Source organism: Stenotrophomonas sp. 1L-E-5-B-C3 (assembly GCF_057292075.1).
The window spans coordinates 200249-224900 of record NZ_JBXAWS010000004.1; the positions used below are offsets into that span (position 1 = coordinate 200249).

Consider the following 24652-nt stretch of genomic DNA (forward strand, 5'->3'; position numbering starts at 1 on the left):
GGCCGCCGCTTCAATGGTGTAACCCTGAAGTATAGCCGCCACAGGCCGCGATCAATGCCCGCGCAGGTCGCGCGGGCGGAAGCCCATTGCCACCATGGCCACCGCATAGGTCGCGCCACCGCCGCCGACCAGCAGTGCCAGTGCGCCGATCCGCTCCCATGCACCCATCGCCGAGAAGCCCGGCAGCCAGTACAGCAGGGCCAGCAGTACGCCGACCATGGCCGCGCAGGCCAGCAGCAGGCGTACCAGATAGCCGCCCCAACCCGGCCGACGCTGGTAGACATCGGTCTTGCCCAGCCAGTACCAGAGCAGGCCCAGGTTCAGGTAACTGGACAGCGCGCTGGCGATGCCCAACGCCAGGTGCAGGCCCGGCTGCTTGCCGATGGCGGCCATCACGCCCTGCGCCTTCAGTTCGTCCGGCACCATCACCTGGTACAGCACCGCCAGCAGAGCGAAGTTGAACACCATGTTGGCCACCAGTGCGGCCACGCCGGCGCGCACCGGGGTCTTGGTGTCCTGGCGCGCATAGAACGCCGGCAGCACCACCTTCAGCAGGGCGAACGCCGGCAGGCCGAAGCTCAGGCCGTACACCGACAGCGCGGTCATGCGGGTATCGAAGGCACTGAACTGGCCGTGCTGGAAGATGGTCGCGATCAGCGGTTCGGCCAGCAGCAGCAGGCCCAGCATGGCCGGCACCGAGATCAGCAGGGTCATGCGCAGGCCCCAGTCCAGCGAGCGCGAGAAGCCCTCGCGGTCGGTGCTCACATGATGACGGGCCAGCGCCGGCAGGATCACCGTACCCAGCGCCACGCCGAACACGCCCAGCGGCAGCTCCAGGAAGCGGTCTGCCAGCGACAGCCAGGACTGCGAGCCGTCGGTCAGCTTGGCGGCGATGACGGTGTCCAGCAGCAGGTTGATCTGTGCCACCGAGGAACCGAACAGGGTCGGCACCATCAGCGTCATCACCTTGCGCACGCCCGGATGGCTCCAGCCCCAGCGCGGCAGGGTCAGCAGGTTGATGCCCTTCAGCGAAGGCAGCTGGAACAGCAGCTGCAGCAGGCCGGCGGCCAGCACCGCCCAGCCCAGTGCCAGGATCTGCTTCTCCGGGGTGCCGCCCAGCCGCGGCGCCAGCCACAGCGCGCCGGCGATCATGCACAGGTTGAGGATCACCGGGGTCAGCGCCGGCATCGCGAAGCGCTGGAAGCTGTTCAGCGCACCACCGGCCAGCGCGGTCAGCGAGACAAACAACAGGAACGGGAAGGTCAGCCGGAACAGGTCGACCAGCAGGCCCTGCTTCACCGGGTCGGTATCAACACCGCTTGAGAAGACCGAGGCCAGCTGTGGGGCGAAGATCAGCGCCAGCGCGGTGACCAGCATCAGCACCCCACCCAGGGTGCCGGCGGTGCGGGCCATCAGTTCACGCAGTTCGGCGTGGCTGCGGGTCTCCTTCACTTCCGTGAACACCGGCACGAATGCGGTGGCGAAGGAGCCCTCGGCGAACAATCGCCGCAGGAAATTGGGTACCCTGAAGGCAACCCAGAACGCATCGGTAACCGCATTGGTGCCGAACGTGGTGGTGATCACCTGGTCACGGACAAGTCCGAGCACCCGCGAGACCATGGTCATGCTGCTGAACGACAGCAGGCCTCGCAACATCTTCGGTGAACTCACTCAGCGTCCCTCTTGACAATCGACTTGACGTGCATTTCTCGGGCCATCATACTAGCTAGCTTGCTGTTCCCATAACACCGATTTTTTCAGGAAACCACCACCGTGGCCAATATCAAGTCCGCCAAGAAGCGCGCCAAGCAGACCGTCGTGCGCAACGCGCGCAACGTGGCTCAGCGCTCGATGCTGCGCACCGCTGTCAAGAAAGTGATCAAGGCGCTGGACGCCAACGATGCCGCCGGCGCCCAAGCCGCCTTCGCCGTTGCCCAGCCGATCCTGGATCGCTTCAGCGCGCGTGGCCTGATCCACAAGAACAAGGCTGCTCGCCATAAGAGCCGCCTGAACGACCGCATCAAGGCCCTCGCGGCCGCCTGATCCGGCGTTGCCGCCCTGCCCTTCGGGGTTGGGCTGCAGACAAAAGCCCGGCCTCGGCCGGGTTTTTTGTTGCCTGCGATCCAGGCGATCCACGGGGTCCGCGCGATCCGGTAGTGCCGGCCACTGGCCGGCAACCCCAGTGACCGGCCAGCGGCCGGCACTACCACAACAAAAAAAACCCGGCCGAAGCCGGGTTTTTCGCGCGGAACCACAACGGCATTACAGCGCGTTGCGGGCTTCCAGCTCATCTTCCTTCTGGCGATCGAAGAACGCCATGATCCGGCTCATGATCGGGAAGGTGCCTTCGCGGCCCAGCGCCGAAACCAGGAACCACGGCTCCTTCCAGCCCAGCTCGGCGACGATCTGCTCGGCTGCAGCCTTGGCCTCGTCCTCGAACATCAGGTCGGCCTTGTTCAGCACCAGCCAGCGCGGCTTCTGCAGCAGCTCCGGGTCGTGCTTCTCCAGCTCACGCTCGATGGCACGCACCTGCTCGACCGGGGAAATGCCTTCCACGCCGCCTTCCATGGGGGAAATGTCCACCAGGTGCAGCAGCAGGCGGGTGCGCTGCAGATGGCGCAGGAACTGCGCACCCAGGCCGGCACCGTCGGCGGCGCCTTCGATCAGGCCCGGAATGTCGGCAATCACGAAGCTGCGGTAGTTCTCCACCTTCACCACACCCAAGTTCGGGTACAGCGTGGTGAACGGGTAATCGGCCACCTTCGGCGTCGCCGCCGAAACGGCACGGATCAGGGTGCTCTTGCCAGCGTTGGGGAAGCCCAGCAGGCCGACATCGGCCAGCAGCTTCAGCTCCAGCTTCAGCGTGCGCTCTTCGCCCGGCTCGCCCGGCAGCGCCTGGCGCGGCGAGCGGTTGGTCGAGCTCTTGAAGTGCATGTTGCCGAGGCCACCACGGCCGCCCTGCGCCACCAGCAGGCGGTCGCCATGCTGGGTCAGGTCGCCGATGATTTCGTCGGTGGCCACGTTGATGATCACGGTGCCAACCGGCACGGTGATGGTCAGGTCTTCGCCGCCCTTGCCATAGGCCTGGCGGCCCATGCCGTTCTCGCCGCGCTGCGCCTTGAAAATGCGGTCATGGCGGAAGTCGACCAGGGTGTTCAGGTTTTCGTCGGCGCGGATGTACACGCTGCCGCCCGCACCGCCGTCGCCGCCGTCCGGGCCGCCGAGCGGAATGAACTTCTCGCGACGGAAGCCAATGCAGCCGTTGCCGCCGTTGCCGGCGAACACTTCGATTTCTGCTTCGTCTACCAGTTTCATTGTTTCGATGCCTGCGATGGGCGCGGCCTGCGTGCCGCTGCCTTGCTTGAATGTCGTGCCGGATGCGCTCCAGCTGTCGGGGCCGCGCCCCGCGATCGGGCCGTGCCCGTTGTACCACTGATTCCAACGAAAAGCCCCGCCGAAGCGGGGCTCTTCATGCAGCGTGCGATTCGACCAGCGACGCCATGCCGGGGCATGGCAGCTGGCCAAGCCTTATCAGGCTTCGACCGACACGACGCTGACGGTGCGACGCTTCTTGGCGCCCTTGACCGAGAACTCCACCTTGCCGTCCACGAGGGCGAACAGGGTGTGGTCACGGCCCAGGCCAACGCCGGAACCCGGGTGGAACTGGGTGCCGCGCTGACGCACGATGATGTTGCCGGCTTCGATGGCCTGGCCGCCGAAGATCTTGACGCCGAGGTACTTCGGGTTGGAGTCGCGACCGTTGCGCGAAGAGCCTACGCCTTTTTTATGTGCCATGACCTATCTCCTTACTTGCTGCCACCGGCAATGCCGGTGATCTCGATTTCGGTGTAGTACTGACGGTGACCCTGACGCTTCATGTGGTGCTTGCGGCGACGGAACTTGATGATCCGGACCTTGTCAGCACGACCCTGGGACAGGACGGTGGCGGTGACCGCAGCGCCGCTCAGGGCGTCGCCGATCTTGATGCCATCGCTGTCGCCGAGCAGCAGGATGTTGTCGAACTTGATCTCGCTGCCGACTTCGACTTCGAGCTTTTCAATGCGGAGCTTTTCGCCCTGCGCCACGCGGTATTGCTTACCGCCGGTGACCAGTACTGCGTACATGACCAGACTTCCTCTGTAGTTATTGTGGTCTATGGACTGTCGCCATCGAGGGCGGACAGGAGCGGAATTGTACGCAGAGGGGCCAGGGCGGGTCAAGTCAACCCCCTGAATGGCCCCGGGCGGCCCTTCCCCCGCCCCTGTAGGGCCGAGCCATGCTCGGCTGAACGGCACGGGGCCCAGGCAGCCGAGCATGGCTCGGCTCTACACAAAGCTGTCGGGCGGTCTCAGCAGGTGAGACTCCGGGCTGGCATTGTCGCCCATTGCCCCCATCTGGTCACCTCGGTAGGCTGACCGATTGCCGTTCCCTGCTGGCCCGGCATCCAGCCAACGCCCCCACAACCGGATCCCCCATGGCGATGGATTTCATCCGCATCCGCGGCGCGCGGACGCACAACCTGAAGAACCTCGACCTCGACCTGCCCCGCGACAAGCTGATCGTGATCACCGGTCTGTCCGGTTCGGGCAAGTCCTCGCTGGCGTTCGACACCATCTATGCAGAAGGCCAGCGCCGCTACGTCGAGTCGCTGTCGGCCTATGCGCGCCAGTTCCTGAGCGTGATGGAAAAGCCGGACCTGGACCACATCGAGGGTCTGTCCCCGGCGATCTCGATCGAGCAGAAGTCGACCTCGCACAATCCGCGTTCGACGGTCGGCACGATCACCGAGATCTACGATTACCTGCGCCTGCTGTATGCCCGCGTGGGCACTCCGCGCTGCCCAGACCATGGCTACCCGCTGGAAGCGCAGACGGTCAGCCAGATGGTCGACCACGTGCTGACGCTGGATCCGGAGCAGCGCTACATGCTGCTGGCGCCGGTCATCCGCGACCGCAAGGGCGAGCACGCCCAGGTGTTCGACCAGCTGCGCGCGCAGGGCTTCGTGCGCGTGCGCGTGGATGGCGAGCTGTACGAGATCGACGAGGTGCCAGCGCTGGCACTGCGCCAGAAGCACACCATCGAAGCGGTGATCGACCGCTTCCGCCCGCGCGAGGACATCAAGCAGCGCCTGGCCGAGAGCTTCGAGACTGCGCTGAAGCTGGGCGACGGCATGGCCTCGGTGCAGAGCCTGGACACTGCCGACAGCACGCCGACGCTGTTCTCCTCCAAGTATTCCTGCCCGGTCTGCGATTACTCGCTGCCGGAGCTGGAACCGCGCCTGTTCTCGTTCAATGCGCCGATGGGCGCCTGCCCCGGCTGCGATGGCCTGGGCATGGCCGAGTTCTTCGACCCCTCGCGCGTGGTCGTGCACCCGGAGCTGTCGCTGGCCGCCGGTGCCGTGCGCGGCTGGGACCGCCGCAACGCCTATTACTTCCAGCTGATCGCCTCGCTGGCCAAGCACTACAAGTTCGACGTCGACGCGGCGTGGAACTCGCTGCCGGACAGCGTGCAGCAGGCCGTGCTGTATGGCAGCGGCGATGAAGCGATCACCTTCACCTACTTCACCGAAGCCGGTGGCCGCACCCAGCGCAAGCACCGCTTCGAGGGCATCATTCCCAACCTCGAACGGCGCTACAAGGAAACCGAGTCGCCGGCGGTGCGCGAGGAGCTTTCCAAGTACATCAGCGAACGGCCGTGCCCGGAATGCAACGGCGCACGCCTGAACAAGGCCGCGCGCAACGTGTTCGTGGCCGACCGCCCGCTGCCCGAGCTGGTTGTGCTGCCGATCGACGAGGCCCTGAAGTTCTTCAGTGAACTGAGCCTGCCAGGCTGGCGCGGCGAGATCGCATCGAAGATCGTCAAGGAGATTGGCGAACGCCTCGGCTTCCTGGTCGATGTTGGCCTCGATTACCTGACCCTGGAGCGCAAGGCCGACACCCTGTCCGGTGGCGAGGCGCAGCGCATCCGCCTGGCCAGCCAGATCGGCGCCGGCCTGGTCGGCGTGATGTACGTGCTCGACGAGCCGTCGATCGGCCTGCACCAGCGCGACAACGAACGCCTGCTCGGCACCCTCACCCGCCTGCGCGACCTTGGCAACACGGTGATCGTGGTCGAGCATGACGAGGACGCGATCCGCCTGGCCGACTACGTGCTGGACATCGGTCCGGGCGCGGGCGTGCACGGCGGCGAAATCGTCGGCCAGGGCACCCTGCAGGACATCCTGGAGGCACCGCGTTCGCTGACCGGCCAGTACCTGTCGGGCAAGCGTGCGATCGAGATCCCGGCGCGCCGGCACAAGCCGAACCCGAAGATGACGCTGCACCTGCGCGGCGCCAGCGGCAACAACCTGAAGGGCGTGGACCTGGCGATTCCGTCGGGCCTGCTGACCTGCGTGACCGGTGTGTCCGGCTCGGGCAAGTCGACGCTGATCAACGACACCCTGTTCTCGCTGGCCGCCAACGAGATCAACGGTGCCTCGCACCCGATCGCCCCCTACAAGGAGATCGATGGCCTGGACCTGTTCGACAAGGTGGTGGACATCGACCAGTCGCCGATCGGCCGCACCCCGCGCTCGAACCCGGCCACCTATACCGGCCTGTTCACCCCGCTGCGCGAACTGTTCGCGCAGGTGCCCGAAGCGCGTGCACGCGGTTACTCGCCGGGCCGCTTCAGCTTCAACGTGCGCGGTGGCCGCTGCGAGGCCTGCCAGGGCGATGGTCTGATCAAGGTCGAGATGCACTTCCTGCCGGACGTGTATGTGCCCTGCGATGTCTGCCACGGCAAGCGCTACAACCGCGAGACGCTCGAGATCGTCTACAAGGGCTTCAACATCAGCGACGTGCTGGAAATGACCGTCGAGGATGCACTGAAGCTGTTCGAGCCGGTGCCGTCGATCGCGCGCAAGCTGGAAACACTTGTGGACGTGGGCCTGAGCTACATCAAGCTGGGCCAGAGCGCGACCACGCTGTCCGGCGGTGAAGCGCAGCGCGTGAAGCTGTCCAAGGAACTGTCGCGCCGCGATACCGGCCGCACCCTGTACATCCTCGACGAGCCAACCACCGGCCTGCACTTCCACGACATCGAAGCGCTGCTGGGCGTGTTGCACAAGCTGCGCGACGAAGGCAACACGGTGGTGGTGATCGAGCACAACCTGGACGTGATCAAGACCGCCGACTGGATCGTCGATCTCGGCCCGGAAGGCGGTCATCGCGGTGGCACCATCCTGGTCACCGGCACGCCGGAAGACGTGGCGGCCTGCCCGCAGTCGTATACCGGCCAGTTCCTGGCCCGCATGCTGCCGTCCACCAGCGCGCGCCCGGACCAGCCCGCCGCCGTGGCCAACAAGCCCGATGCGCGCCCGCCGCGCAAGGTCAAGCCGGAGAAGCCGACGAAGAAGGCGGCCGCTGCCAAGAGCACCGGCAAGGCCAGCAAGACCGCTTCGCCCCGCAAGAAGAAGGATGCCTGATGAGCAACGAGCACAAGATCCTGGCACGCGTTCCGATCAGCGTGCGCTGGCGTGACATGGACAGCATGGGCCATGTGAACAACGCCAAATACATCTCCTACCTGGAAGAAGCGCGCGTGCGTTGGATGCTGGGTGTGGAAGGCGTGTCGATGACCGACCGCATCGCACCGGTGGTGGCCGCGACCAACGTCAACTACCGGCTGCCGATCGTATGGCCCAACGACATCCTGGTCGAACTGTTCGTCGAGCGCCTCGGCAACAGCAGCGTGACCATCGGTCATCGCATCGTCGACCAGCAGGACGACTCGAAGCTGTATTCCGACGGCAACGTGGTGGTGGTGTGGATGGATACGCAGACCGGCAAGAGCGCACCGCTGCCGGAGGCGATCCGCAACGCGTCGAGCTGACGCGCCCTCGGTAGATGCCGACCTTGGTCGGCATTGGCCCCGCCGGGCATGGCCCGGCGCTAACGTTCCCGTTCAAAGGACTGACATGATCCACCAGACTGAACTACGCGACCTGCTGCCCGGCATGGTCCCCTTCCCCGCCGACGTCTTCACTGCCGACCAATCCTGGCTCGGCCAGCACCTGCTGCCGCTGCTGAAGATCGACCTGGGCGTGCTGCGCCCGGAACTGGCCGGCCAGGTGGCGACGATGCTGTGCCCGATCGAGCCGTATGACGGCTGCATCGGCGAGACCACTGAAGAACACCACAACGCGTTCACCGGCACCAACTGGATCGCCTTCGAGCTGACCGCTGGCAACGAGATGCGTTTCCTCGGCAACGAGGGTTATTTCATCGGCGATGCGGTGCAGGACAAGGATGCGCAGGAGCACATCGTGCAGATGCGCGAGAGCTACGCCAAGGCCCGCGATTACCATGCCACACACGGTCGTCTCGCCTGCTACTCGCGCTACGGCAAGGGTGAGGCCAGCGAGCGCGATTATCTGGATACGCTCGGTGGCCCGATCGGTTTCGGCAACTGGACCGAAACCGCAGAAATTCCCGCGGCCTTCGAACTGGGCTTTACCGAGGCTGCCGATGATCCCAACGCTGCGGACGATGCCGAAACGGTGATCATCACCCGCGATGGCAACAAGTTCTTCGCCGTAGCCGACGTAGCCGGCTACAACTGGTGCGCCACCGGCGCCGACGCGATCGTGATGCTGTACGAGCCGGTGAGCCGCACGGTGCTGTTCTCGTACGACTGGTCGTAAAGCCTCACCGCGCTACGCGCTCGCCGGGCATGGCCCGGCGGAACGGGCAGTGCATCACGGGGCAACCTTGCGCACCGTCAGTGTGGCGCAGGCCTCGCCACCGCCCTCCAGCTGCAGCCGCAGCGGCAGCACCTGGCCTTCCTTCAACGCACCCTTGCCCTGCATCAGCATCAGGTGCAGTCCACCGGGCTTGAGCTCGGCGCGCGCGCCCGGTGCCAGCGGCAGACGCTCGATCGCGCGCATCCGGCTGACCCCATCGACGATCGTGGTTTCGTGCAGCGACACATCGTTGAAGCTGCTGCTGGTCGCGCCGGTGATCGCCACCGCCTTGCTGCAGCCGTTGTGGATCACGCCGTAGCCGGCGGTCATCGGCATCGCCGGGTTCGGCGGCAGCCGCGCCCAGCCCTGCTCCACCGTGACGCAGGCCGGTTCCGCCGCCGAGGCCGATGCTGCGGCCGCACACAGAACCAACAGTACGCCAACGAATGGTTTGGTTATCATCGCCCAGGTTCCTTCTTCGCAACGAGACCGCAGCATGACGACGCTCATCGAGGTGATCAACCATGGCCCCATCCGCGAACTGCGCCTGGCGCGGCCGCCGGTCAACGCGCTGGACACCGAACTGTGCCGGCAGTTGATCCACGCCATTGAACTGGCCATGGCCGAAGACGCGCACGGCATCGTGCTGTCGGGCAGCGAGCGTGTCTTCACCGGCGGCATGGACGTGCCGCATCTGCTCTCGCATGGCGATGACAAGCACAAGTTGTTGGACACCTGGAACGCCTTCTTTGGCGCCGTGCGCACGCTGGCCGAGAGCCGCATTCCGGTGGTCGCGGCGATCACCGGCCACGCCCCGGCCGGTGGCTGCGTGCTGGCCCTGTGCTGCGATTACCGGGTGATGGCGCGCAGCGCCGATCCGTCGCGCCCGTATGCGATCGGCCTGAACGAAGTGCAGGTGGGCCTGATCGCGCCGGAGGGCATCCAGCGCCTGCTGCGTCGCGCAGTCGGCGTGCACCGCGCCGGCGTCCTGCTGACCACCGGTTCGCTGGTGCCGGCCGAACAGGCCGTGCAGATCGGCCTGGTCGATGAACTGGCCGAGGGCGACCTGGTGGTGGCACGTGCGGTGGCCTGGCTGCAGAACCTGCTCAAGCAACCGCGCCAGCCGATGCTGTTGACCCGCGCGATTGCCCGTGCCGACCTGCACGTGGCGCTGCAGCCGGACCTGATCCAGCTCGACCGCTTTGTCGAGGCCTGGTTCGCCCCGGATGCGCAGAACGCCCTGCAGGCACTGGTCGCCCGGCTGGGCAAGTAACCGGTAGTGCCGGCCGCTGGCCGGCAACCGCAGGTGCCCCAGGAGGATCATGAGGTTGCCGGCCAGCGGCCGGCACTACCGATGATGGACTGGCCTGCACCGGTATAATCGGGGCATCTTCATTGCTGTGGCCGCCCCCTTGAACGACACGCCCGAACCCGTCGTCTCCGAGCTGATCGACCTGCTCACGTTGGAGCGGCTGGAGGACAACCTGTTCCGCGGGCAGAGCCGCGACATCGGCACCAAGTACGTGTTCGGCGGCCAGGTGCTGGGCCAGGCGCTGGCTGCGGCGCAGGCCACGGTCGACAACGGCCGCCACGTGCACTCGCTGCACGCCTACTTCCTGCGCGCCGGCAACATCGACCACCCGATCGTCTACGACGTCGACCGCACCCGCGACGGCGGCAGCTTCTCGGTGCGCCGGGTCACTGCGATCCAGCACGGCAAGGTGATCTTCTTCTGCGCGGCCTCGTTCCAGCAGGCCGAAACCGGTGCCGAGCATCAGCACAAGATGCCCGAGGTGCCGCAGCCGGAAGACATCGAGCCGAACCGGCCGCTGCCGGCTGAAGTGCTGGAACGGCTGCCGATCAAGGTGCAGCGCTGGCTGTCACGCGGCGGCCCGTTCGAGTTCCGCCACGTCTACCCGCGTGACGAACTCAACCCGCCCAAGCGCCCGCCCTACCACCAGGTGTGGCTGCGCCTGAGCGAGCCGGTCGGCGATGCCCCGGAGCTGCACCAGGCACTGCTGGCCTATGCCTCCGACTTCCACCTGCTGGGCACCGCCACGTTCCCGCACGGCATCAGCTACTACCACCCGCACGTGCAGATGGCCTCGCTGGACCACGCGATCTGGTTCCACCGCCCGTTCCGCGCCGACGACTGGCTGCTGTACTCGCTGGACAGCCCCAGCGCGCAGGATTCGCGCGGCCTGGCCCGCGGCCAGTTCTTCACCCGTAATGGCGTACTCGTCGCCAGCACCGCGCAGGAAGGCCTGATCCGCGTCGTTCCCGACCAGGCAGCAGCGGCCGCCGTGCCGGCCAAGGATTGATCCGATGCGTCAGATTTTCAGCAGCCAGCGCGTGGAAACCGTCGAAGGCGTCGCCGAGCTCCTGCGCGAGCATGGTATCGAGGTCAAGGTGACCAATGGGCGCTCGTACAAGACCCGTCGCCGTGGCCAGTTCAGCTATACCGAACTGGGCAACGCCAACGCCTACCCGGCGGTGTGGATCGTGCGTGCCGACGATCAGCCGCGGGCGCGCGAGATCCTGCGCGACGCGCGCCTGCTCGACACAACCCGCCGCGATCATCCCACCGCCGAGTTCGCTTTCCGCGATGACGTCGCCGCCCCCAGCGGCGGCCGCGGCTGGGCCTGGCGCATCCGCATCGGCCTGCTGGTGGTGATCGCCGGCGTGGCGCTGGTGATCGGCCTGCGCCATCGTGGCGCCCCCGCGCCGGCTGCCCCGGCCCCTGCCCCGCAGGCCCAGCCGCAGCAGACACAATCGGCTCCGCAGGCCGCACCGGAAGAGGAAGAAATCCGGGTCCGCATCCAGCCCTCGAAATAACGCACGGGTAGTGCCGGCCGCTGGCCGGCAACCGCAAAAGGGGACGGAGGGGATTAAGTCGTTTGAGGCACAAACGACTTAATCCCCTCCGTCCCCTTTTTTGTCATGAGGTTGCCGGCCAGCGGCCGGCACTACCGCGCAGAATGCTGGTCACATTGGGCACGCAGCTCCGTCATGGGACACAATCCCAGCAGGAGAGCCGCCGCCATGACGACCTTCGCCGCATCGATCGACCAGACCCTGGAACGCGAACTGCCTGCGGCCGCTGGCGGCTGCCAGCATGCCTATGGGCGCATCGTTCTGGCCTGCCAGAACACGGTCACCGCCATCGCGCTGGCCATTACCCGCGACCGCCAGGCCAGTGAGGACATCGCCCAGGAAGCGTTCGTGAAGGGCTGGCAGCAGCTGCATCAACTGCGCAGTTCGACCAGCTTCCTGCCGTGGCTGCGGCAGATCACCCGCAACCTGGCCCGCGACTGGCTGCGCGCGCAGCGCGGCCGGCCACTGACCGGCGAGGCGGCCGAAGTGGCACTGGGCATGGCCGCCGACCCGGCCCCGGGCGCGGCCGACCGCCTGCAACGGGTGGAAGAGGAAATCGCCGCCGAGGACATCATTTCCGCGTTGCCGGCCGACAGCCGCGAAGTGCTGTTGCTGTACTACCGCGAAGGGCAGCGCTCGCAGCAGGTGGCCGACCTGCTCGGGCTGAGTGACGCCGCCGTGCGCAAGCGCCTGTCGCGCGCCCGCGCGCTGGTGCGCGATGGCCTGCTGCAGCGCTTCGGTGAATTCGCCCGCAGCAGCGCGCCGAGCGCAGCGTTCGCCACTGCCGTGGTATCGATGGTACTGGTGGCCGCGCCCGGCACGGCCAGCGCCGCGATCCTGCTCGGCACAGGCGTCGGCATCGGCGGCAGCAAACTTGGCCTTGGCGGCGCCAGCGCTGCGGGCGGCACCGCGATGGGCTCGCTGACTGCCACGCTGGGCCAACTGCACGTGCTGCCGGCCGAAAGTTGGGGGGCGGTGATCGGCGGCGTGGTCGGTGGAGCGATCGGCAGCTATCTGGGCGGACGTTTCCTGATGTCGTACACCGAAACGGCGTCCGAGCGCCGCGACGTGCGCCGCTTCCTGTACCTCAACATCATCACCGGCATGTTCTGGTGCCTGGCGATCCTGCTGGCTGTGATGCTGCAGGCGCCGGTCTGGACGCAGCTGACGGTGCTGGCGATAGGCCTGGGCGTGGTCAACTACCAGTGTCTGGTGCCGCTGCAGCGGGTGATGGCACCGATGATCGCGCGCGATTCGGCGCGGCGCGGACGAACCGGCATCAACTGGAAGTTCGAATCGATGTACGGCCGCACCGGCATCATCGCCATGAACCTGATGGTCATCGCGCTGGTGGTGTACTCACTGATGCGCAGCGGCCGCCTGTAACGGACAACGCCGGCAGTGCGCCGGCGTTGTCGTCATTCACTGCGTTGAACCTCAGCGCTGCGGCTTCGGCGCCGCGCCATCGCGCGGACCGCCGTGGCGCGGGCCACCGTGCATCGGCCCCTTGGCCGCGTCGAACTCGGCCTTGCTCAGCTGGCCATCCTTGTTGGTGTCGGCGGCGGCGAACCAGGCATCACGACGCTGCTTCATGCGCAGCTCGCGGTCGGCCTTGTCCAGGTAACCGTCCTTGTTGAGGTCGAGCTGGTCGAAGCGCGCGGCCAGGCGCGGATCGGCCTTGGCTTCCTCGCGGCTGATGCGGCCGTCCTTGTTGACGTCCAGCTTGGCCCAGCGCTCACCGCCGTGACCACCACGGCGACCATGCTGCCAGCGCGGCAGCTCATCGCGCGAGAGCTTGCCGTCCTTGTTCTTGTCCAGCTCGTCGAACTTCGCGGCCAGGCGCGGGTTGGCAGCGGCCTCGCTGCGGTCGATGACGCCGTCGCCGTTGGTGTCCAGCTTGGCCGGGCGCTGCGCCGGCGCGGTCGGGGCATCGGCGGCCAGCGCGATACCGGTAGCGGAAGTGCCGAGCAGCAGGGCCAGCAGCAGGGGGGTACGGATCATGGGGTCACTCCTGGGGATGGGGATTGCGTCGGGGTGATCACTTCACCCTCGGGAGACAACAACGCCCGGGTGCGACATCGGTTGACGCCGCTGCCGGTTCCATTCATCCGGCGGACAGTCGCCGCCAATGCGACAGGCTGGGGCTATGCTGTGCCCATGGCGATTCACGGCGACAGAGACGACGAACTGCGACTTTTCCAGACCGGCGAGCACCCCTGCGGGTACTGGTCGGACCGGGTGGCACGCGACCTGGTGCTGGATCCGCACGACCGTCGTCTCGGCGGCCTGTACCCGCTGGCATTGAGCTGGGGCTTCCGCCGCAGCGGCGACCTGGTCTACCGCCCGCACTGCGCACACTGCCAGGCCTGCGTGGCGGTGCGTATTCCGGTGGCCCGCTTCGCCCCCGACCGCAGCCAGCGCCGCTGTGCCGCCCGCAATGAAGACCTGGAAGTACGCATCACCGCCGCCACCGCCCGCGACGACCTGTTCGCGCTGTATCACCGCTACCTCACCCATCGCCACGCCAATGGCGGCATGGATGACCACGGCCCGCACGAGTTCGAGCAGTTCCTGATCGGCAGCTGGTCACACACCCGCTTCATGGAGATGCGCCTGCCCGGCCACGATGGCCAGCCCAGCCAGCTGCTGGGGGTGGCGGTGACCGATGTCACCGAGCATGGCCTGTCGGCGGTCTACACCTTCTTCGACCCGGACCATGCCGCGCGTGGGCTGGGCACCTTCGCGATCCTGCAGCAGATCGAATGGGCCCGCCGCGAGGGCCTCCCGCACGTATACCTGGGCTACTGGATCCGCGGGCATCAGAAGATGGACTACAAACGGCGCTATCGACCGCTGGAAGCCTACGACGGCCGCCGCTGGCACGATTTCGACGACGAACTGGACGGACGCTGACAAACCACTGACACCGGGCCGGGTGCACAATACGGCGCATGAACCTCCGACCCCAGATCCTCGCCCTGGCCCTGCTCTGCGGCGCCACCGCCCCCGCCTTCGCCACTTCCCCTGCGATGACCGAAAAGCCGTCCGCTGCGCTGCGCCTGGCCACCTACAACACCTCGCTGTACTCCGATGAGACCGGTGGCCTGATCAAGGAACTGGAAGGCGACAGCGAGCACGCGCGCAAGATCGCCGCGGTGCTGCAGCAGGCGCGCCCGGACCTGGTGCTGCTGAACGAATTCGATTTCGACGACGCCCACCGCGCCGCCGACCTGTTCCAGAAACGCTACCTGGAAGTGGCCCAGCCCGGCGGCGGCAAGCCGCTGCACTTCGCCTACCGCTACCTGGCCCCGGTCAACACCGGCGTACCCAGCGGCCTGGACCTGGACAACAACGGCGTGGTCGGTGGCGAAGGCCGCAGCCGCGGCAACGATGCGTGGGGCTACGGCCTGCACCCGGGCCAGTACGGCATGCTGGTGCTGTCGCGCTACCCGATCGATGAAGCCAAGGTGCGCAGCTTCCAGCTGCTGAAGTGGAGCGCGATGCCAGGCGCGATCCGCCCGGTCGATCCGCGCACCGGCAAGAGTTTCTACAACGACCACGTGTGGTCGCAGCTGCGGCTGTCATCGAAGTCGCATTGGGACGTGCCGGTGAAGACCCCGGCCGGCGTAGTGCACGCGCTGGTCTCGCACCCGACGCCGCCAGTGTTCGATGGCCCGGAAAAGCGCAACGCCGCGCGCAACCACGACGAACTGCGCCTGTGGCAGGAATACCTGTCCAAGGGTGACAAGCCGTGGCTGTGCGACGACAAGGGCCAGTGCGGCGGCCTGGCGCAGGATGCGCGCTTCGTGATCCTCGGCGACCTCAACAACGACCCGGTCGACGGCGATGGCCGCCATGAGGCGATCGTCGAACTGATCGAGAACGCCCGCGTGCTGCGCTACCCCACCCCGCGCAGCGTCGGTGCCGAACAGACCAGCCTGGCCTATGCGGCCAAGGGCATCGAGCGCAAGGGCGCACCGTTCCACGCCACCGGCGATTTCGGCCCGAAGTCCGGCACCATGCGCCTGGACTACGTGCTGCCCTCGACCGGTTTCGAGTACGTCGGCAGCGGCGTGTTCTGGCCGGCCAATGAAAGCCCTGAAGCGAAGATCGCCGACGGCAGCGACCACCATCTGGTGTGGGTGGACGTCAAATAACCCGGTAGCGCCGGGCCATGCCCGGCGGTTTTTCAAGCGTGAAGAGAGTACCGACCAACGGTCGGTACCCACCGAAATGCGGTCGCCGGGCATGGCCCGGCGCTACCGGTTTACGGGCGCAGTTCGACGCCGATGGCGTCGGCAGCATCACGCGCGATGGCGCGCGCTTCGTCGATGGTTTCCGCGCGCGCCAGGGTCACGCCCACGCGGCGGTGACCATGCACGCTCGGCTTGCCGAACAGGCGCACGGCGGTATCCGGCACCCGCAGTGCGGCGGCGACGTTGTTGAAGTACGGCACGCCCTCGCCGTGTGCCAGCAGCGCGCACGACGCCGACGGTCCGCTCTGGCGGATCACCGGGATCGGCAGGCCAAGGATGGCGCGCGCGTGCAGCGCGAACTCGCTCAGTTCCTGCGATACCAGCGTCACCAGGCCGGTGTCGTGCGGGCGCGGCGACACTTCGCTGAACCACACCTCGTCGCCCTTCACGAACAGCTCGACACCGAACAGGCCCCAGCCACCGAGGTCGTCGGTGATCGCACGCGAGATCTCCTCGGCACGCGCCAGTGCCGCGCTCGACATCGGCTGCGGCTGCCAGCTTTCGCGGTAATCGCCGTCCTTCTGCAGATGGCCGATCGGCGCGCAGAACGAGGTGCCGCCGGCATGGCGCACGGTCAGCAGGGTGATCTCGTAATCGAAGTCGATGAAGCCTTCGACGATGCAGCGACCGGCACCGGCGCGGCCACCGGTCTGCGCGTACTCCCACGCCGGGGCGATGTCCGCCTCGCTGCGCAGGGTGCTCTGGCCCTTGCCCGAGGACGACATCACCGGCTTGACCACACACGGCAGGCCGATGGCGGCCACGGCGGCGCGGTACTCGGCCTCGGTATCGACGAAGCGGTACGGCGAGGTCGGCAGGCCCAGGGTCTCGGCGGCCAGGCGGCGGATGCCCTCGCGGTCCATGGTCAGGCGGGCGGCGCGCGCGGTCGGGATCACCCGCAGGCCCTGCTCCTGTTCCAGCTGCACCAGGGTCTCGGTGTGGATGGCCTCGATCTCCGGTACCACCAAGTGAGGCTGCTCCTGCGCGATCAGCGCGCGCAGGGCCATCGCATCGAGCATGTCGATCACATGCGAGCGGTGCGCCACCTGCATGGCCGGGGCATCGGCGTAGCGGTCGGCGGCGATCACTTCCACGCCCAGCCGCTGCAGCTCGATGGCCACCTCCTTGCCAAGTTCGCCCGAGCCCAGCAGCAGCACGCGGGTGGCAGAGGGGGACAACGGAGTTCCAAGCTTGGCCATGGCGGTTCCAGCAGCAATGTGAAGGCGGGTGGGCATTCTAGCTGGCCGGGCACCCAGGCCATGGCATCCGACGAACGGTCGTCCGGATGTGATATCACTTTGATATCTTCATTTCGAACCATCAAGGACGTACCGCCATGAAAGAGAAGTCGCTGTCTTCGCTCAACGGCCTCGGCACGCTGGCCGGCGCCCTGCTTGTCGCCCTCGCCGGCGGCGCCCTGTTCGTACTGGGGGTGGCAGCCAAGGCCAGCACCGGCTCCCCGAACCTGCTGCTGATGCTGGCCGGCATCCTGGTAGCGGCGCTGGCGATCTTCGCCCTGGCCGGCCTGTACACGGTCCAGCCCAACCAGGCGGCGGTGCTGAGCCTGTTCGGCAAATACGTGGGCACCGTGAAGGACAACGGCCTGCGCTGGAACAACCCCTTCTACAGCAAGCGCCGGGTCAGCCAGCGCGTGCGCAATTTCGAGAGCGGCAAGCTCAAGGTCAACGAGCTCGATGGCAGCCCGATCGAGATCGCCGCGGTGATCGTGTGGCAGGTGGTCGATGCGTCTGAAGCGGTCTACAACGTGGACGACTACGAGAGCTTCGTGCACATCCAGTCCGAATCGGCGCTGCGTGCGATGGCCACCAGCTACCCCTACGACCAGCACGAAGAAGGCCAGCTCGCGCTGCGCAGCCACGCCAGCGAAATCTCCCAGCACCTGAAGAACGAACTGGCCGAGCGCCTGGCCGATGCCGGCGTGCAGGTGATCGACGCGCGCATCAGCCACCTCGCCTACGCCGCCGAAATCGCCCAGGCGATGCTGCAGCGCCAGCAGGCCAATGCGGTGATCGCCGCACGTACGCGCATCGTTGCCGGTGCGGTCGGCATGGTCGAGATGGCACTGGCCGAACTGCAGAAGAATGGCGTGGTACAGCTGGATGAGGAGCGCAAGGCGCACATGGTCAGCAACCTGTTGACCGTGCTGTGCTCGGACCGCGGCACCCAGCCGATCGTCAACGCCGGCTCGCTGTACTGAGCCACCCTCGCAACGGGGCGCCCCACCGCCCCGCCAGGAGCCCCCATGAGTGAGAAGAAAGCCTATCCGCTGCGCATCAATGCCGAGGTCCTGGCCGCGGCGCAGCGCTGGGCTGATGACGAACTGCGCAGCCTCAACGCTCAGATCGAATACGTGCTGCGCGACGCGCTGCGCAAGGCAGGACGCCTGCCCAAACCCAAGGCATCGCCGGAGGACAAGGAATGAGCAAGCGCTGGAGCTACCAGACGATCGAGGTCAAGACCTCCATGATGGGCGTACTCAAGGCCGAGGATGTCCAGGCCGAGCTGGGCCGGCAGGGCCAGCTGGGCTGGGAACTGGTCAACATCATCATCCCCGCGCCGATGCGCCCGGCCATGCTGGTGTTCAAGAAGGAATCCTGAGCCATGAGCGGCAGCGATCCGAAACCGTTTGAAGTGGCCGAGAGCTCGCCGCTGCGCGTGCTCTGGGTGGTCCTTCCATTGCTGGTGGCGTTCGTGGCCTGCGTGTATGCGCAGTTGTACAAGGCACCGGCCACTGCGCCCTGGATCGAAGTGACGTTCTCCCCGCCCTGGTTCCGGATGGGTGGCAGCGCAGCGTGGAGCCTGCTGGTGATCGCGCTGATGGGCATCGGGCTGGGCACGGCCTTCTTCCGGCGCCGGGTGGAACTGGCCGGCGACGTACTGGATGTGCGCTCGACGATGTACCGCCGGCGTGTGCCGGTGGCACAGCTGCGGCTGGACCAGGCCGAGGTGGTCGATCTCAGCCGCGATCGTCGCTATGGCATCCGCTTCAAGACCAACGGCTATTCGATGCCCGGCTTCCATTCCGGCCATTTCCGCCTGCAGGGCGGTGGCAAGGGTTTTGCGCTGGTTACCGACCGCGCACGCGTACTGGCCCTGCCGGTCAGCGATGGCAGCACGCTGCTGCTCAGCCTGGACCGGCCGCAGGTGCTGCTGGACGCACTGCGCAAGGTGGCCGCGCCTGCGCTGCGGCAGTAAGCTGAGCCGATGCAACGACGCCCGCCCCTGCTGATCAATACCGAGGCCATCGAACTGTGGCCTGCGGACCTGCTGCGTGCGCGCAGCAACCTGGACGCGCGCCTGCTGTCACAGGCGCGATGGGTGCTGCGGCGCAAGCGTGATGGCCGCTATCTGGCGGCGGCACTGCCGCACGGCGTGCATTCGATGGTGCCGCGCCTGCCGCGCGAGCCCGGGGTCGAGGATGCACTGGCGCTGCTGGATGCAACCCGCTCCCGCCCTTTCGCGGTCACGCTGGAAGATCAGTGGCTGCCATTGGCCGGGCTGCAGCATCGCCTGCAGCAGCTGGGTCTGGATGCACAGCGCTATGCAGACGACAGCGGCCTGCCACTGGAACCTGAGCCCTGCCTGTTGCATTTCGCCGGCCGTGATCGCTTCGCCCGCCCGCTGTGGCTGCGCCGCGGTGCCGCGCAGGGGTGGCGGCGGATGCAACTGCACGCCGCGCGGGACGGCATTGCGCTGGACGCGATCTCCGGCTTCCGCAGCCACGCTTACCAGCTGGGCATCTTCGAACGGAAGCTGGCGCGCGGTTTGAGCGTGGCGGAGATCCTGAAGGTCAACGCCGCGCCGGGTTTCAGCGAACACCACAGCGGCCACGCGCTGGACATCGGCGCCCCCGGCGATGCCCCCGCCGAAGAGACCTTCGAAGCCACCGACGCGTTCGCATGGCTGCAGGCGCATGCCGGCGGGCATGGCTTCCATCTGAGCTACCCCCGCGACAACCCGCACGGGATCGTTTACGAACCGTGGCACTGGTGCTGGAGACCGGCCAACGGCTGAGCCCCTCGTGGCAGCCGCAAGGCGAACTTCATGGAGCTGTCCGGGCGGATTCCGCGCGCGCCCGCCACGAGATGGAACAAGAAGGCAAAGACAGAAGCCGGTCGCTTCGCTCGAAGCCTCTATAACGGATCAGCGCGCGACTGTTGGGTCCGCCTTCAAGCGAGCCGAGCACCGCAGGTCCGGCGAGGGCGAAGAGGTGCGGGTGTCTGAGCGCAGCGAGTTCCCGTACCGTCCCTCGACGGGCCGAGGAGCGCAGGGGACCGGTGCGCAGCACCGGCTCGCGGCCGGCGGCGCGTTTCTTTTGGTTACTTTTCTTTTCGCGCGAAAAGAAAAGTAACGCCCATGAACCATCACGATCGCATCGGCATGGATCGGAGCGACAGCCCCGCGACCCTCACCGCCTCAATGCATTGATTGCCAGCAACACCCAGCCAGCCATCATGCTGGTGCCACCGATCGGTGCCAGCCGCGTCGGCCACTGCCACAACGCACCGCCCACCAGGCTGCCGGAAAACAGCAGCACGCCCAGCAGCAGCACGTACAACGCCAGGTGCGCGATCGCGCCCTGCGCACGTGGACCCAGCGCCACCAGCACCGCGCCATGCGCGAACGCATACAACGCCGCCATGTTCAGATGCTGCTGCGCCAGCGGATCGGCAACACCGTGCGAAGCATAGGCGGACAGGCCGATCGAAGCCGCCGCCAGCAACGCCCCCAGGCAGGCCAGCAGCGAGGACTTACGTGCGCGTCGTTCAAGATTGAACATGACTGCTCCTTGCGCAGCGCCCGATGCCGGGCGCGGGATGAAAAAAAAACGCGCCGCAGGAAGCGGCGCGTTTTCGTGTCCAGCACTACATGGGTCAGCCGAGGCTTACTTGACGGCCCAGTAGATGTCGTACGTGGCTTCCGGAGTGAACGACTTGTCGATGCCGTCCTTCCAGGTCTCGTACGGACGGTCGATAACTTCGTTGCCCGAGGTCACGGCCCAGGCACGCAGGCCGCTGCGGGCCACGTCCAGACCCGCCATGTGGCCGGTGTAGGCCGCATGTGCCGAACGGTGCGGAGCAACGTGCACGTACTTGACCGGAGCACCGCCGTCGATCTTGACGGTCAGGGCTTCAGCAGTGGCACCTTCAGCACCCTTCTTCTTCACCGGCTGGGCGATGTCGAAGGCGTACTTCTCAGCACCGAAGTCGGTGGTGATGATGCGGAACGGGCCGGCGGCTTCAAGGCCATTGGCCTCGATCACGCGCTTGATCCACTCCTGGTTGTCCTTGATGGACTTGGTGATGCTGTCCTGGCCGCGGTCCACGTTGCCGGCATTGACGACCAGCAGGTCCTCAGCCGGCACATCGACGATGGCCAGATCGGTCAGCGGGGCTTCCGGGGTGCGGTAGTCCACGTTCGGAACGCTGGCCAGCATGTTGGCCATGCGCGACAGGCCCATCTTGATGTCGTCGCCGATCTGGCGGCTGACATAAAGACCGGCGTAACGGCCGAACAGGTCGAAGCCGTACTTCACCGAGTAGTCCTGGGTGATCTTGACGTTGCGACCGCCCTTGCCGGTCGGCTCCAGGGTGAAGGTGGTGACCTTGTCGTGACCCTTGGTGGCGTCGTCGATGGCGATCACAACACGCTTGTTTTCCTCGGCTTCGGTGATCTTCCAGGAACCGGTGCCCAGGTCCTTGGAGGTGAAGTCGAGGGTGGCACCGGTACCGGAGGCCGGACCGGACAGCTTCAGTTCAACGGCGGGATCGCGCAGTACCAGCGGGTTCCAGTCCTTGAAGCGGCGCAGACTGCTGACCGTGTCGTACACGATCGTCATCTTGCGGTTGGTCTCGATGCTTTCGGTGATGTGACGCTCGCCCGGCAGACATACGCCAATGATGACGAACAGGCCAGCCACGATCCCCAAGGCGATCAGGAACTCGATAATACGGGTCATTCAGAGAGTCTCCGGGGCCGATCCCACGGCCGGGTTGATTGAAGCGAAGCGCCAATCCTAGCAGGCTTCGCGGGCATTGTTTATCGGGATTGGCGCACCGGTTTCCCTGCCGGCTGCGTATTTGTATGGACAAAGAATTCGAAGGGTAACGCATACCGGTGCCCGGCATGTAGGGGTCAACCCCGGCCAGGGTCCGGGGCTGCGATCCAAGTCGTTGTCCGGGAACGATTTTCCTCAGACCAGCTGCAGTTCGAACGCCTTCAGTACGGCACGCGTACGGTCGCGGACGCCCAGCTTGGAGAGGATGTTGGACACGTGGTTCTTGATCGTACCTTCGGCCACGCCCAGCGAATTGGCGATCTCCTTGTTGGAGAAACCACTGGCCATCAGCCGCAGGATCTCGGTCTCGCGGTCGGTCAACGGATCCGGGCGATCCAGGCTGACGAAGTCGTTGCGCATGTGCTCCAGGCCGGACAACAGGCGCTGGGTCACCGCCGGCTGCACCAGCGAGCCTCCGTCGGCCACCGTGCGGATGGCGCCGACCAGCTGCGCCAGGGTCACGTCCTTGAGCAGGTAGCCCTTGGCGCCGGCCTTGAGTCCGGCCAGCACCAGCTGATCGTCGTCGAAGGTGGTGAGGATGATGGTCGGCGGCAGTTGTTCCTGACGGGACAGCATCTGCAACGCCTCCAGCCCGGACATCACCGGCATGCGCATGTCCATCAGCACCACGTCCGGGCGCACCTGCGGGATCAGCTCCACCGCCTGCCGGCCATCGCCGGCTTCGGCCACCACTTCGATACCGTCGTCGAGCGCCAGCAGGGAGCGGATTCCCTGCCGCACCAGGGTTTGGTCGTCGACCAGGCAGACGCGAATCATCAACGCACTCCTTCAGGAACCTTGGTAAGGGCGGCCACCAGCACCGTTGCCGGCACCGTCGCCCGCAGGCGGAAGCCTTCGCCGGGACGGGTCTCGACCTGCAGCTGGCCACCACATTGTTGCAGGCGCTCGCGCATGCCGCGCAAGCCATTGCCGACATTGACCATTTCCGCGCCGACACCGTCGTCGCGGGCCTCGATCACCACCCGGTCGGGGGCTTCACGGTACACCTTGATCCACAGCTGGCGCGCACCGGCATGGCGCACGGCGTTGGTGATGATCTCCTGGGTGCAGCGCAGCAGGACGTGGGCCCGCTGCGGATCCTCCACGTTCAGCGAGTCCTCGATCTCCAGCTGGATGTCCAGCGAGGGCACGTTCTCGGTCAGCGGCCGCAGCGCGGCAGCCAGGTCGATGGCACCGGTCTCGCGCAGCTGGCTGACCACCTCACGAACGTTGCCCAGCAGCAGCTTGGCCAGGCCATGCGAACGCTTTACATGCTCCAGGGCCTGGCCCTCGGCCAGATGGCTGGCCACTTCCAGGTTCAGGGTCAGTGCGGTCAGCTGATGCCCCAGAAGATCGTGCAGCTCGCGCGAAATGCGGGTTCGCTCGTTGACCCGGGCACTTTCGGCCAGCAGGGCGCGGGTCGCGCGCAGCTCCGCGTTGAGCCGGCGCTGCTCGTCTCGGGCCTCGGTCTGCTGGCGGGCGACCAGGCTGGTCACGAAGATGAACATGGAGAAGCCGCCGTACAGCAGCGACTGCATCACTGCCTCGAACAGCGGGAAGCGCAGCAGCATGTAGTAGACCGGGGCCACCGCCAGCTGGCTGACCAGCAGCCACAGCACGCCCAGCCGCACCGACAGCATCCAGGGAATGACCCCGGCGGCGACCATCATCAGGATGCTGCCCAGGCCCGAGCCACTGAGGAAGCTCACCCCCAGCGCCGAGACGGTCAGCAGCAGGAGCAGCCCGCGGTCCAGCCAGCTGGTATGGCTGTCGCTGCGCAGGATGCGGGTCAGCCAGTAGTAGGCGGTGCCGAAGGACAGGTAGGCGACGAACAGCAGGATCGCCCAACCGCCCATGTCGTTGCGGCTGTGCAGGTTCTCGAACTGCGAATACGCCAGCGGCAGTCCGACCATGACCCAGGTGAACAGGCCGGCCAGGCGGAGGACGCGTGTATGGCTGAGGACTCCCAACATGCCAGCACTCTACGGGCCCAGCCTGCGTCCCGCACCCCACGGAAGTCATGCCCGCGCGGTCGCCTGTTCATGCCGCAGCCCACCCCGGGCATGCAATAATCGTGCGCAGGGTCCTTTGATGGACCAACCGCGTTACCCCACGGAGTCACAATGTCGATTGTCATCCGCGACGTGCGCGAGCACGAGCTCGATTCCGTCCTGGCTTTGAACAACAACGCTGGCCTGGCCATCCTTCCCCTGGATGCGGCACGCCTGCGCCTGTTCTATGAAACCGCTGAATATTTCCGCGTCGCCGAGCGCGACGGCAACCTGGCCGGCTTCCTGATCGGCTTCGGCAGCGACAGCCAGCACGACAGCAGCAACTTCGCCTGGTTCAAGCAGCAACTGGACACCCCGTTCTTCTATATCGACCGCATCGTGGTCGCCAGCCGCCGTCGCGGCGGTGGCGTCGGCCGCGCGTTCTATGCCGACGCGCAGAGCTTCGCCGAGCTGCGCTATCCGCAGATGACCTGCGAGGTCTTCCTCGACCACGGCGCCGATGCCGCCCTGCTCTTCCACGGCAGCTTCGGCTTCCGCGAGCTGGGCCAGAACACCATGCCGCACGTCGATGTGCGCGCCAGCATGCTGGCCAAGGAACTGTGCAGCTACCCGTGGGTCCAGGAGACCTACGGTGACAAGCTGCCGGATGTGGCGTGGACACGTGCCCGGCAGCTGCCGGCGCAGGCACAGCGGCCGACGGGGACCTGAG

At 66.6% G+C, this 24652-nt stretch carries 27 protein-coding genes; 16 read left to right on the plus strand and 11 right to left on the minus strand.

From position 1 onward, the window contains the following. Positions 1-51: 51 nt before the first annotated feature. A complete protein-coding gene (murJ, locus tag AC0Z6F_RS07370) occupies positions 52-1656 on the minus strand; it encodes a murein biosynthesis integral membrane protein MurJ (RefSeq protein ID WP_065722482.1) in 1605 nt (534 codons plus the stop codon). A gap of 117 nt (positions 1657-1773) precedes the next feature. On the opposite strand from murJ, the gene rpsT reads away from it, so the two are divergent. Continuing rightward, positions 1774-2043: a 30S ribosomal protein S20 gene (gene rpsT, locus AC0Z6F_RS07375; protein WP_004148449.1), complete on the plus strand. Its 270-nt coding sequence runs from the start codon at positions 1774-1776 to the stop codon at positions 2041-2043. Positions 2044-2262: 219 nt separating this feature from the next. On the opposite strand, the gene cgtA is transcribed toward rpsT, so the two are convergent. The 3 genes from cgtA to rplU form a co-directional block, all read right to left on the minus strand. Further along, entirely contained in the window at positions 2263-3315 is a 1053-nt protein-coding gene (gene cgtA, locus AC0Z6F_RS07380) for an Obg family GTPase CgtA (protein WP_004148388.1), read from the minus strand. Positions 3316-3531: 216 nt separating this feature from the next. Next, positions 3532-3795 carry a 50S ribosomal protein L27 gene (gene rpmA / locus AC0Z6F_RS07385; RefSeq protein ID WP_004148333.1) on the minus strand — a complete coding sequence of 88 codons (264 nt, stop codon included), beginning with the start codon at positions 3793-3795 and terminating at the stop codon, positions 3532-3534. Positions 3796-3806: 11 nt separating this feature from the next. Beyond that, positions 3807-4124, minus strand: coding sequence for a 50S ribosomal protein L21 (gene rplU / locus AC0Z6F_RS07390; RefSeq protein ID WP_004148331.1), 318 nt, complete (start codon positions 4122-4124; stop codon positions 3807-3809). Between the two features lie 350 nt (positions 4125-4474). On the opposite strand from rplU, the gene uvrA reads away from it, so the two are divergent. The 3 genes from uvrA to AC0Z6F_RS07405 all read left to right on the plus strand — a co-directional run bounded on the left by uvrA (position 4475) and on the right by AC0Z6F_RS07405 (position 8683). Beyond that, the gene (gene uvrA / locus AC0Z6F_RS07395) at positions 4475-7465 is read left to right on the plus strand and encodes an excinuclease ABC subunit UvrA (protein ID WP_065722483.1); all 2991 of its coding nucleotides are present in this window, start codon (positions 4475-4477) and stop codon (positions 7463-7465) included. Then, positions 7465-7872 (plus strand): acyl-CoA thioesterase, encoded by a 408-nt coding sequence (locus AC0Z6F_RS07400; RefSeq protein WP_004148280.1) that lies wholly within the window; start codon positions 7465-7467, stop codon positions 7870-7872. Before uvrA ends, AC0Z6F_RS07400 begins: the two co-directional genes overlap by 1 nt. 85 nt (positions 7873-7957) lie before the next feature. Then, entirely contained in the window at positions 7958-8683 is a 726-nt protein-coding gene (locus AC0Z6F_RS07405) for a hypothetical protein (RefSeq protein WP_004148249.1), read from the plus strand. Between the two features lie 54 nt (positions 8684-8737). Here the strand turns inward: AC0Z6F_RS07405 and AC0Z6F_RS07410 are convergent, their stop codons facing one another. Further along, complete coding sequence (locus AC0Z6F_RS07410; protein WP_180889301.1) at positions 8738-9184, minus strand: copper chaperone PCu(A)C; 447 nt, start codon at positions 9182-9184, stop codon at positions 8738-8740. A gap of 34 nt (positions 9185-9218) precedes the next feature. Between AC0Z6F_RS07410 and AC0Z6F_RS07415 the strand changes: the two genes are divergently transcribed. The 4 genes from AC0Z6F_RS07415 to AC0Z6F_RS07430 all read left to right on the plus strand — a co-directional run bounded on the left by AC0Z6F_RS07415 (position 9219) and on the right by AC0Z6F_RS07430 (position 12982). Continuing rightward, the gene (locus AC0Z6F_RS07415) at positions 9219-9995 is read left to right on the plus strand and encodes an enoyl-CoA hydratase/isomerase family protein (RefSeq protein WP_012510409.1); all 777 of its coding nucleotides are present in this window, start codon (positions 9219-9221) and stop codon (positions 9993-9995) included. A 127-nt stretch (positions 9996-10122) separates the two neighbouring features. Beyond that, entirely contained in the window at positions 10123-11043 is a 921-nt protein-coding gene (gene tesB, locus AC0Z6F_RS07420; RefSeq protein WP_004148214.1) for an acyl-CoA thioesterase II, read from the plus strand. Positions 11044-11047: 4 nt separating this feature from the next. Further along, a complete protein-coding gene (locus AC0Z6F_RS07425) occupies positions 11048-11557 on the plus strand; it encodes a pathogenicity-like protein (protein ID WP_012510408.1) in 510 nt (169 codons plus the stop codon). Between the two features lie 207 nt (positions 11558-11764). Beyond that, positions 11765-12982, plus strand: a complete 1218-nt coding sequence (locus AC0Z6F_RS07430) for an RNA polymerase sigma factor (RefSeq protein WP_012510407.1) — start codon at positions 11765-11767, stop codon at positions 12980-12982. Positions 12983-13033: 51 nt separating this feature from the next. Here the strand turns inward: AC0Z6F_RS07430 and AC0Z6F_RS07435 are convergent, their stop codons facing one another. Continuing rightward, positions 13034-13597, minus strand: a complete 564-nt coding sequence (locus AC0Z6F_RS07435) for an EF-hand domain-containing protein (RefSeq protein ID WP_012510406.1) — start codon at positions 13595-13597, stop codon at positions 13034-13036. Positions 13598-13753: 156 nt separating this feature from the next. On the opposite strand from AC0Z6F_RS07435, the gene AC0Z6F_RS07440 reads away from it, so the two are divergent. Then, on the plus strand, positions 13754-14509 hold the full coding sequence (locus AC0Z6F_RS07440; RefSeq protein ID WP_012510405.1) for an arginyltransferase: 756 nt from the start codon (positions 13754-13756) through the stop codon (positions 14507-14509). Positions 14510-14547: 38 nt separating this feature from the next. Beyond that, positions 14548-15753, plus strand: a complete 1206-nt coding sequence (locus AC0Z6F_RS07445; protein ID WP_004148171.1) for an endonuclease/exonuclease/phosphatase family protein — start codon at positions 14548-14550, stop codon at positions 15751-15753. Positions 15754-15863: 110 nt separating this feature from the next. Here AC0Z6F_RS07445 and purT read toward each other — a convergent pair whose 3' ends face one another. Then, on the minus strand, positions 15864-17051 hold the full coding sequence (gene purT / locus AC0Z6F_RS07450; RefSeq protein ID WP_012510404.1) for a formate-dependent phosphoribosylglycinamide formyltransferase: 1188 nt from the start codon (positions 17049-17051) through the stop codon (positions 15864-15866). A 137-nt stretch (positions 17052-17188) separates the two neighbouring features. Here purT and AC0Z6F_RS07455 point away from each other — a divergent pair, with 137 nt between their 5' ends. From AC0Z6F_RS07455 to AC0Z6F_RS07475, 5 genes are read left to right on the plus strand one after another with little or no spacing between them, the layout of a single operon-like run. Next, entirely contained in the window at positions 17189-18070 is an 882-nt protein-coding gene (locus tag AC0Z6F_RS07455; protein WP_012510403.1) for an SPFH domain-containing protein, read from the plus strand. A 45-nt stretch (positions 18071-18115) separates the two neighbouring features. Continuing rightward, on the plus strand, positions 18116-18295 hold the full coding sequence (locus AC0Z6F_RS07460) for a type II toxin-antitoxin system antitoxin (protein ID WP_004148134.1): 180 nt from the start codon (positions 18116-18118) through the stop codon (positions 18293-18295). After that, positions 18292-18471, plus strand: coding sequence for a DUF4177 domain-containing protein (locus AC0Z6F_RS07465; protein WP_004148133.1), 180 nt, complete (start codon positions 18292-18294; stop codon positions 18469-18471). The genes AC0Z6F_RS07460 and AC0Z6F_RS07465 overlap by 4 nt, the downstream gene beginning before the upstream one ends. Before the next feature lie 3 nt (positions 18472-18474). Beyond that, positions 18475-19068 carry a PH domain-containing protein gene (locus tag AC0Z6F_RS07470; RefSeq protein WP_004148132.1) on the plus strand — a complete coding sequence of 198 codons (594 nt, stop codon included), beginning with the start codon at positions 18475-18477 and terminating at the stop codon, positions 19066-19068. Between the two features lie 9 nt (positions 19069-19077). Further along, positions 19078-19887, plus strand: a complete 810-nt coding sequence (locus AC0Z6F_RS07475; protein WP_012510402.1) for a M15 family metallopeptidase — start codon at positions 19078-19080, stop codon at positions 19885-19887. A gap of 394 nt (positions 19888-20281) precedes the next feature. Here the strand turns inward: AC0Z6F_RS07475 and AC0Z6F_RS07480 are convergent, their stop codons facing one another. The 4 genes from AC0Z6F_RS07480 to AC0Z6F_RS07495 all read right to left on the minus strand — a co-directional run bounded on the left by AC0Z6F_RS07480 (position 20282) and on the right by AC0Z6F_RS07495 (position 23904). Next, complete coding sequence (locus tag AC0Z6F_RS07480) at positions 20282-20653, minus strand: DUF423 domain-containing protein (RefSeq protein ID WP_485616869.1); 372 nt, start codon at positions 20651-20653, stop codon at positions 20282-20284. 105 nt (positions 20654-20758) lie between these two features. Beyond that, positions 20759-21832: a polyketide cyclase gene (locus tag AC0Z6F_RS07485; protein WP_004148084.1), complete on the minus strand. Its 1074-nt coding sequence runs from the start codon at positions 21830-21832 to the stop codon at positions 20759-20761. 234 nt (positions 21833-22066) lie between these two features. Next, a complete protein-coding gene (locus AC0Z6F_RS07490; protein WP_004148082.1) occupies positions 22067-22708 on the minus strand; it encodes a response regulator in 642 nt (213 codons plus the stop codon). Continuing rightward, positions 22708-23904, minus strand: coding sequence for a sensor histidine kinase (locus AC0Z6F_RS07495; protein WP_004148080.1), 1197 nt, complete (start codon positions 23902-23904; stop codon positions 22708-22710). Before AC0Z6F_RS07495 ends, AC0Z6F_RS07490 begins: the two co-directional genes overlap by 1 nt. Positions 23905-24054: 150 nt before the next feature. On the opposite strand from AC0Z6F_RS07495, the gene AC0Z6F_RS07500 reads away from it, so the two are divergent. Next, entirely contained in the window at positions 24055-24651 is a 597-nt protein-coding gene (locus tag AC0Z6F_RS07500) for a GNAT family N-acetyltransferase (protein WP_004148078.1), read from the plus strand. Position 24652: the final 1 nt, after the last annotated feature.

Excerpts from the sequence above, each read along its gene's own strand:
- murJ (WP_065722482.1), bottom strand. The coding sequence starts at position 1,656 with ATGTTGCGAGGCCTGCTGTCGTTCAGCAGCATGACCATGGTCTCGCGG.
- cgtA (WP_004148388.1), bottom strand. The coding sequence starts at position 3,315 with ATGAAACTGGTAGACGAAGCAGAAATCGAAGTGTTCGCCGGCAACGGC.
- rpmA (WP_004148333.1), bottom strand. The coding sequence starts at position 3,795 with ATGGCACATAAAAAAGGCGTAGGCTCTTCGCGCAACGGTCGCGACTCC.
- rplU (WP_004148331.1), bottom strand. The coding sequence starts at position 4,124 with ATGTACGCAGTACTGGTCACCGGCGGTAAGCAATACCGCGTGGCGCAG.
- uvrA (WP_065722483.1), top strand. The coding sequence starts at position 4,475 with ATGGCGATGGATTTCATCCGCATCCGCGGCGCGCGGACGCACAACCTG.
- AC0Z6F_RS07400 (WP_004148280.1), top strand. The coding sequence starts at position 7,465 with ATGAGCAACGAGCACAAGATCCTGGCACGCGTTCCGATCAGCGTGCGC.
- AC0Z6F_RS07405 (WP_004148249.1), top strand. The coding sequence starts at position 7,958 with ATGATCCACCAGACTGAACTACGCGACCTGCTGCCCGGCATGGTCCCC.
- AC0Z6F_RS07410 (WP_180889301.1), bottom strand. The coding sequence starts at position 9,184 with ATGATAACCAAACCATTCGTTGGCGTACTGTTGGTTCTGTGTGCGGCC.
- AC0Z6F_RS07415 (WP_012510409.1), top strand. The coding sequence starts at position 9,219 with ATGACGACGCTCATCGAGGTGATCAACCATGGCCCCATCCGCGAACTG.
- AC0Z6F_RS07425 (WP_012510408.1), top strand. The coding sequence starts at position 11,048 with ATGCGTCAGATTTTCAGCAGCCAGCGCGTGGAAACCGTCGAAGGCGTC.
- AC0Z6F_RS07430 (WP_012510407.1), top strand. The coding sequence starts at position 11,765 with ATGACGACCTTCGCCGCATCGATCGACCAGACCCTGGAACGCGAACTG.
- AC0Z6F_RS07435 (WP_012510406.1), bottom strand. The coding sequence starts at position 13,597 with ATGATCCGTACCCCCCTGCTGCTGGCCCTGCTGCTCGGCACTTCCGCT.
- AC0Z6F_RS07440 (WP_012510405.1), top strand. The coding sequence starts at position 13,754 with ATGGCGATTCACGGCGACAGAGACGACGAACTGCGACTTTTCCAGACC.
- AC0Z6F_RS07445 (WP_004148171.1), top strand. The coding sequence starts at position 14,548 with ATGAACCTCCGACCCCAGATCCTCGCCCTGGCCCTGCTCTGCGGCGCC.
- purT (WP_012510404.1), bottom strand. The coding sequence starts at position 17,051 with ATGGCCAAGCTTGGAACTCCGTTGTCCCCCTCTGCCACCCGCGTGCTG.
- AC0Z6F_RS07455 (WP_012510403.1), top strand. The coding sequence starts at position 17,189 with ATGAAAGAGAAGTCGCTGTCTTCGCTCAACGGCCTCGGCACGCTGGCC.
- AC0Z6F_RS07460 (WP_004148134.1), top strand. The coding sequence starts at position 18,116 with ATGAGTGAGAAGAAAGCCTATCCGCTGCGCATCAATGCCGAGGTCCTG.
- AC0Z6F_RS07465 (WP_004148133.1), top strand. The coding sequence starts at position 18,292 with ATGAGCAAGCGCTGGAGCTACCAGACGATCGAGGTCAAGACCTCCATG.
- AC0Z6F_RS07470 (WP_004148132.1), top strand. The coding sequence starts at position 18,475 with ATGAGCGGCAGCGATCCGAAACCGTTTGAAGTGGCCGAGAGCTCGCCG.
- AC0Z6F_RS07475 (WP_012510402.1), top strand. The coding sequence starts at position 19,078 with ATGCAACGACGCCCGCCCCTGCTGATCAATACCGAGGCCATCGAACTG.
- AC0Z6F_RS07480 (WP_485616869.1), bottom strand. The coding sequence starts at position 20,653 with ATGTTCAATCTTGAACGACGCGCACGTAAGTCCTCGCTGCTGGCCTGC.
- AC0Z6F_RS07485 (WP_004148084.1), bottom strand. The coding sequence starts at position 21,832 with ATGACCCGTATTATCGAGTTCCTGATCGCCTTGGGGATCGTGGCTGGC.
- AC0Z6F_RS07490 (WP_004148082.1), bottom strand. The coding sequence starts at position 22,708 with ATGATTCGCGTCTGCCTGGTCGACGACCAAACCCTGGTGCGGCAGGGA.
- AC0Z6F_RS07495 (WP_004148080.1), bottom strand. The coding sequence starts at position 23,904 with ATGTTGGGAGTCCTCAGCCATACACGCGTCCTCCGCCTGGCCGGCCTG.
- AC0Z6F_RS07500 (WP_004148078.1), top strand. The coding sequence starts at position 24,055 with ATGTCGATTGTCATCCGCGACGTGCGCGAGCACGAGCTCGATTCCGTC.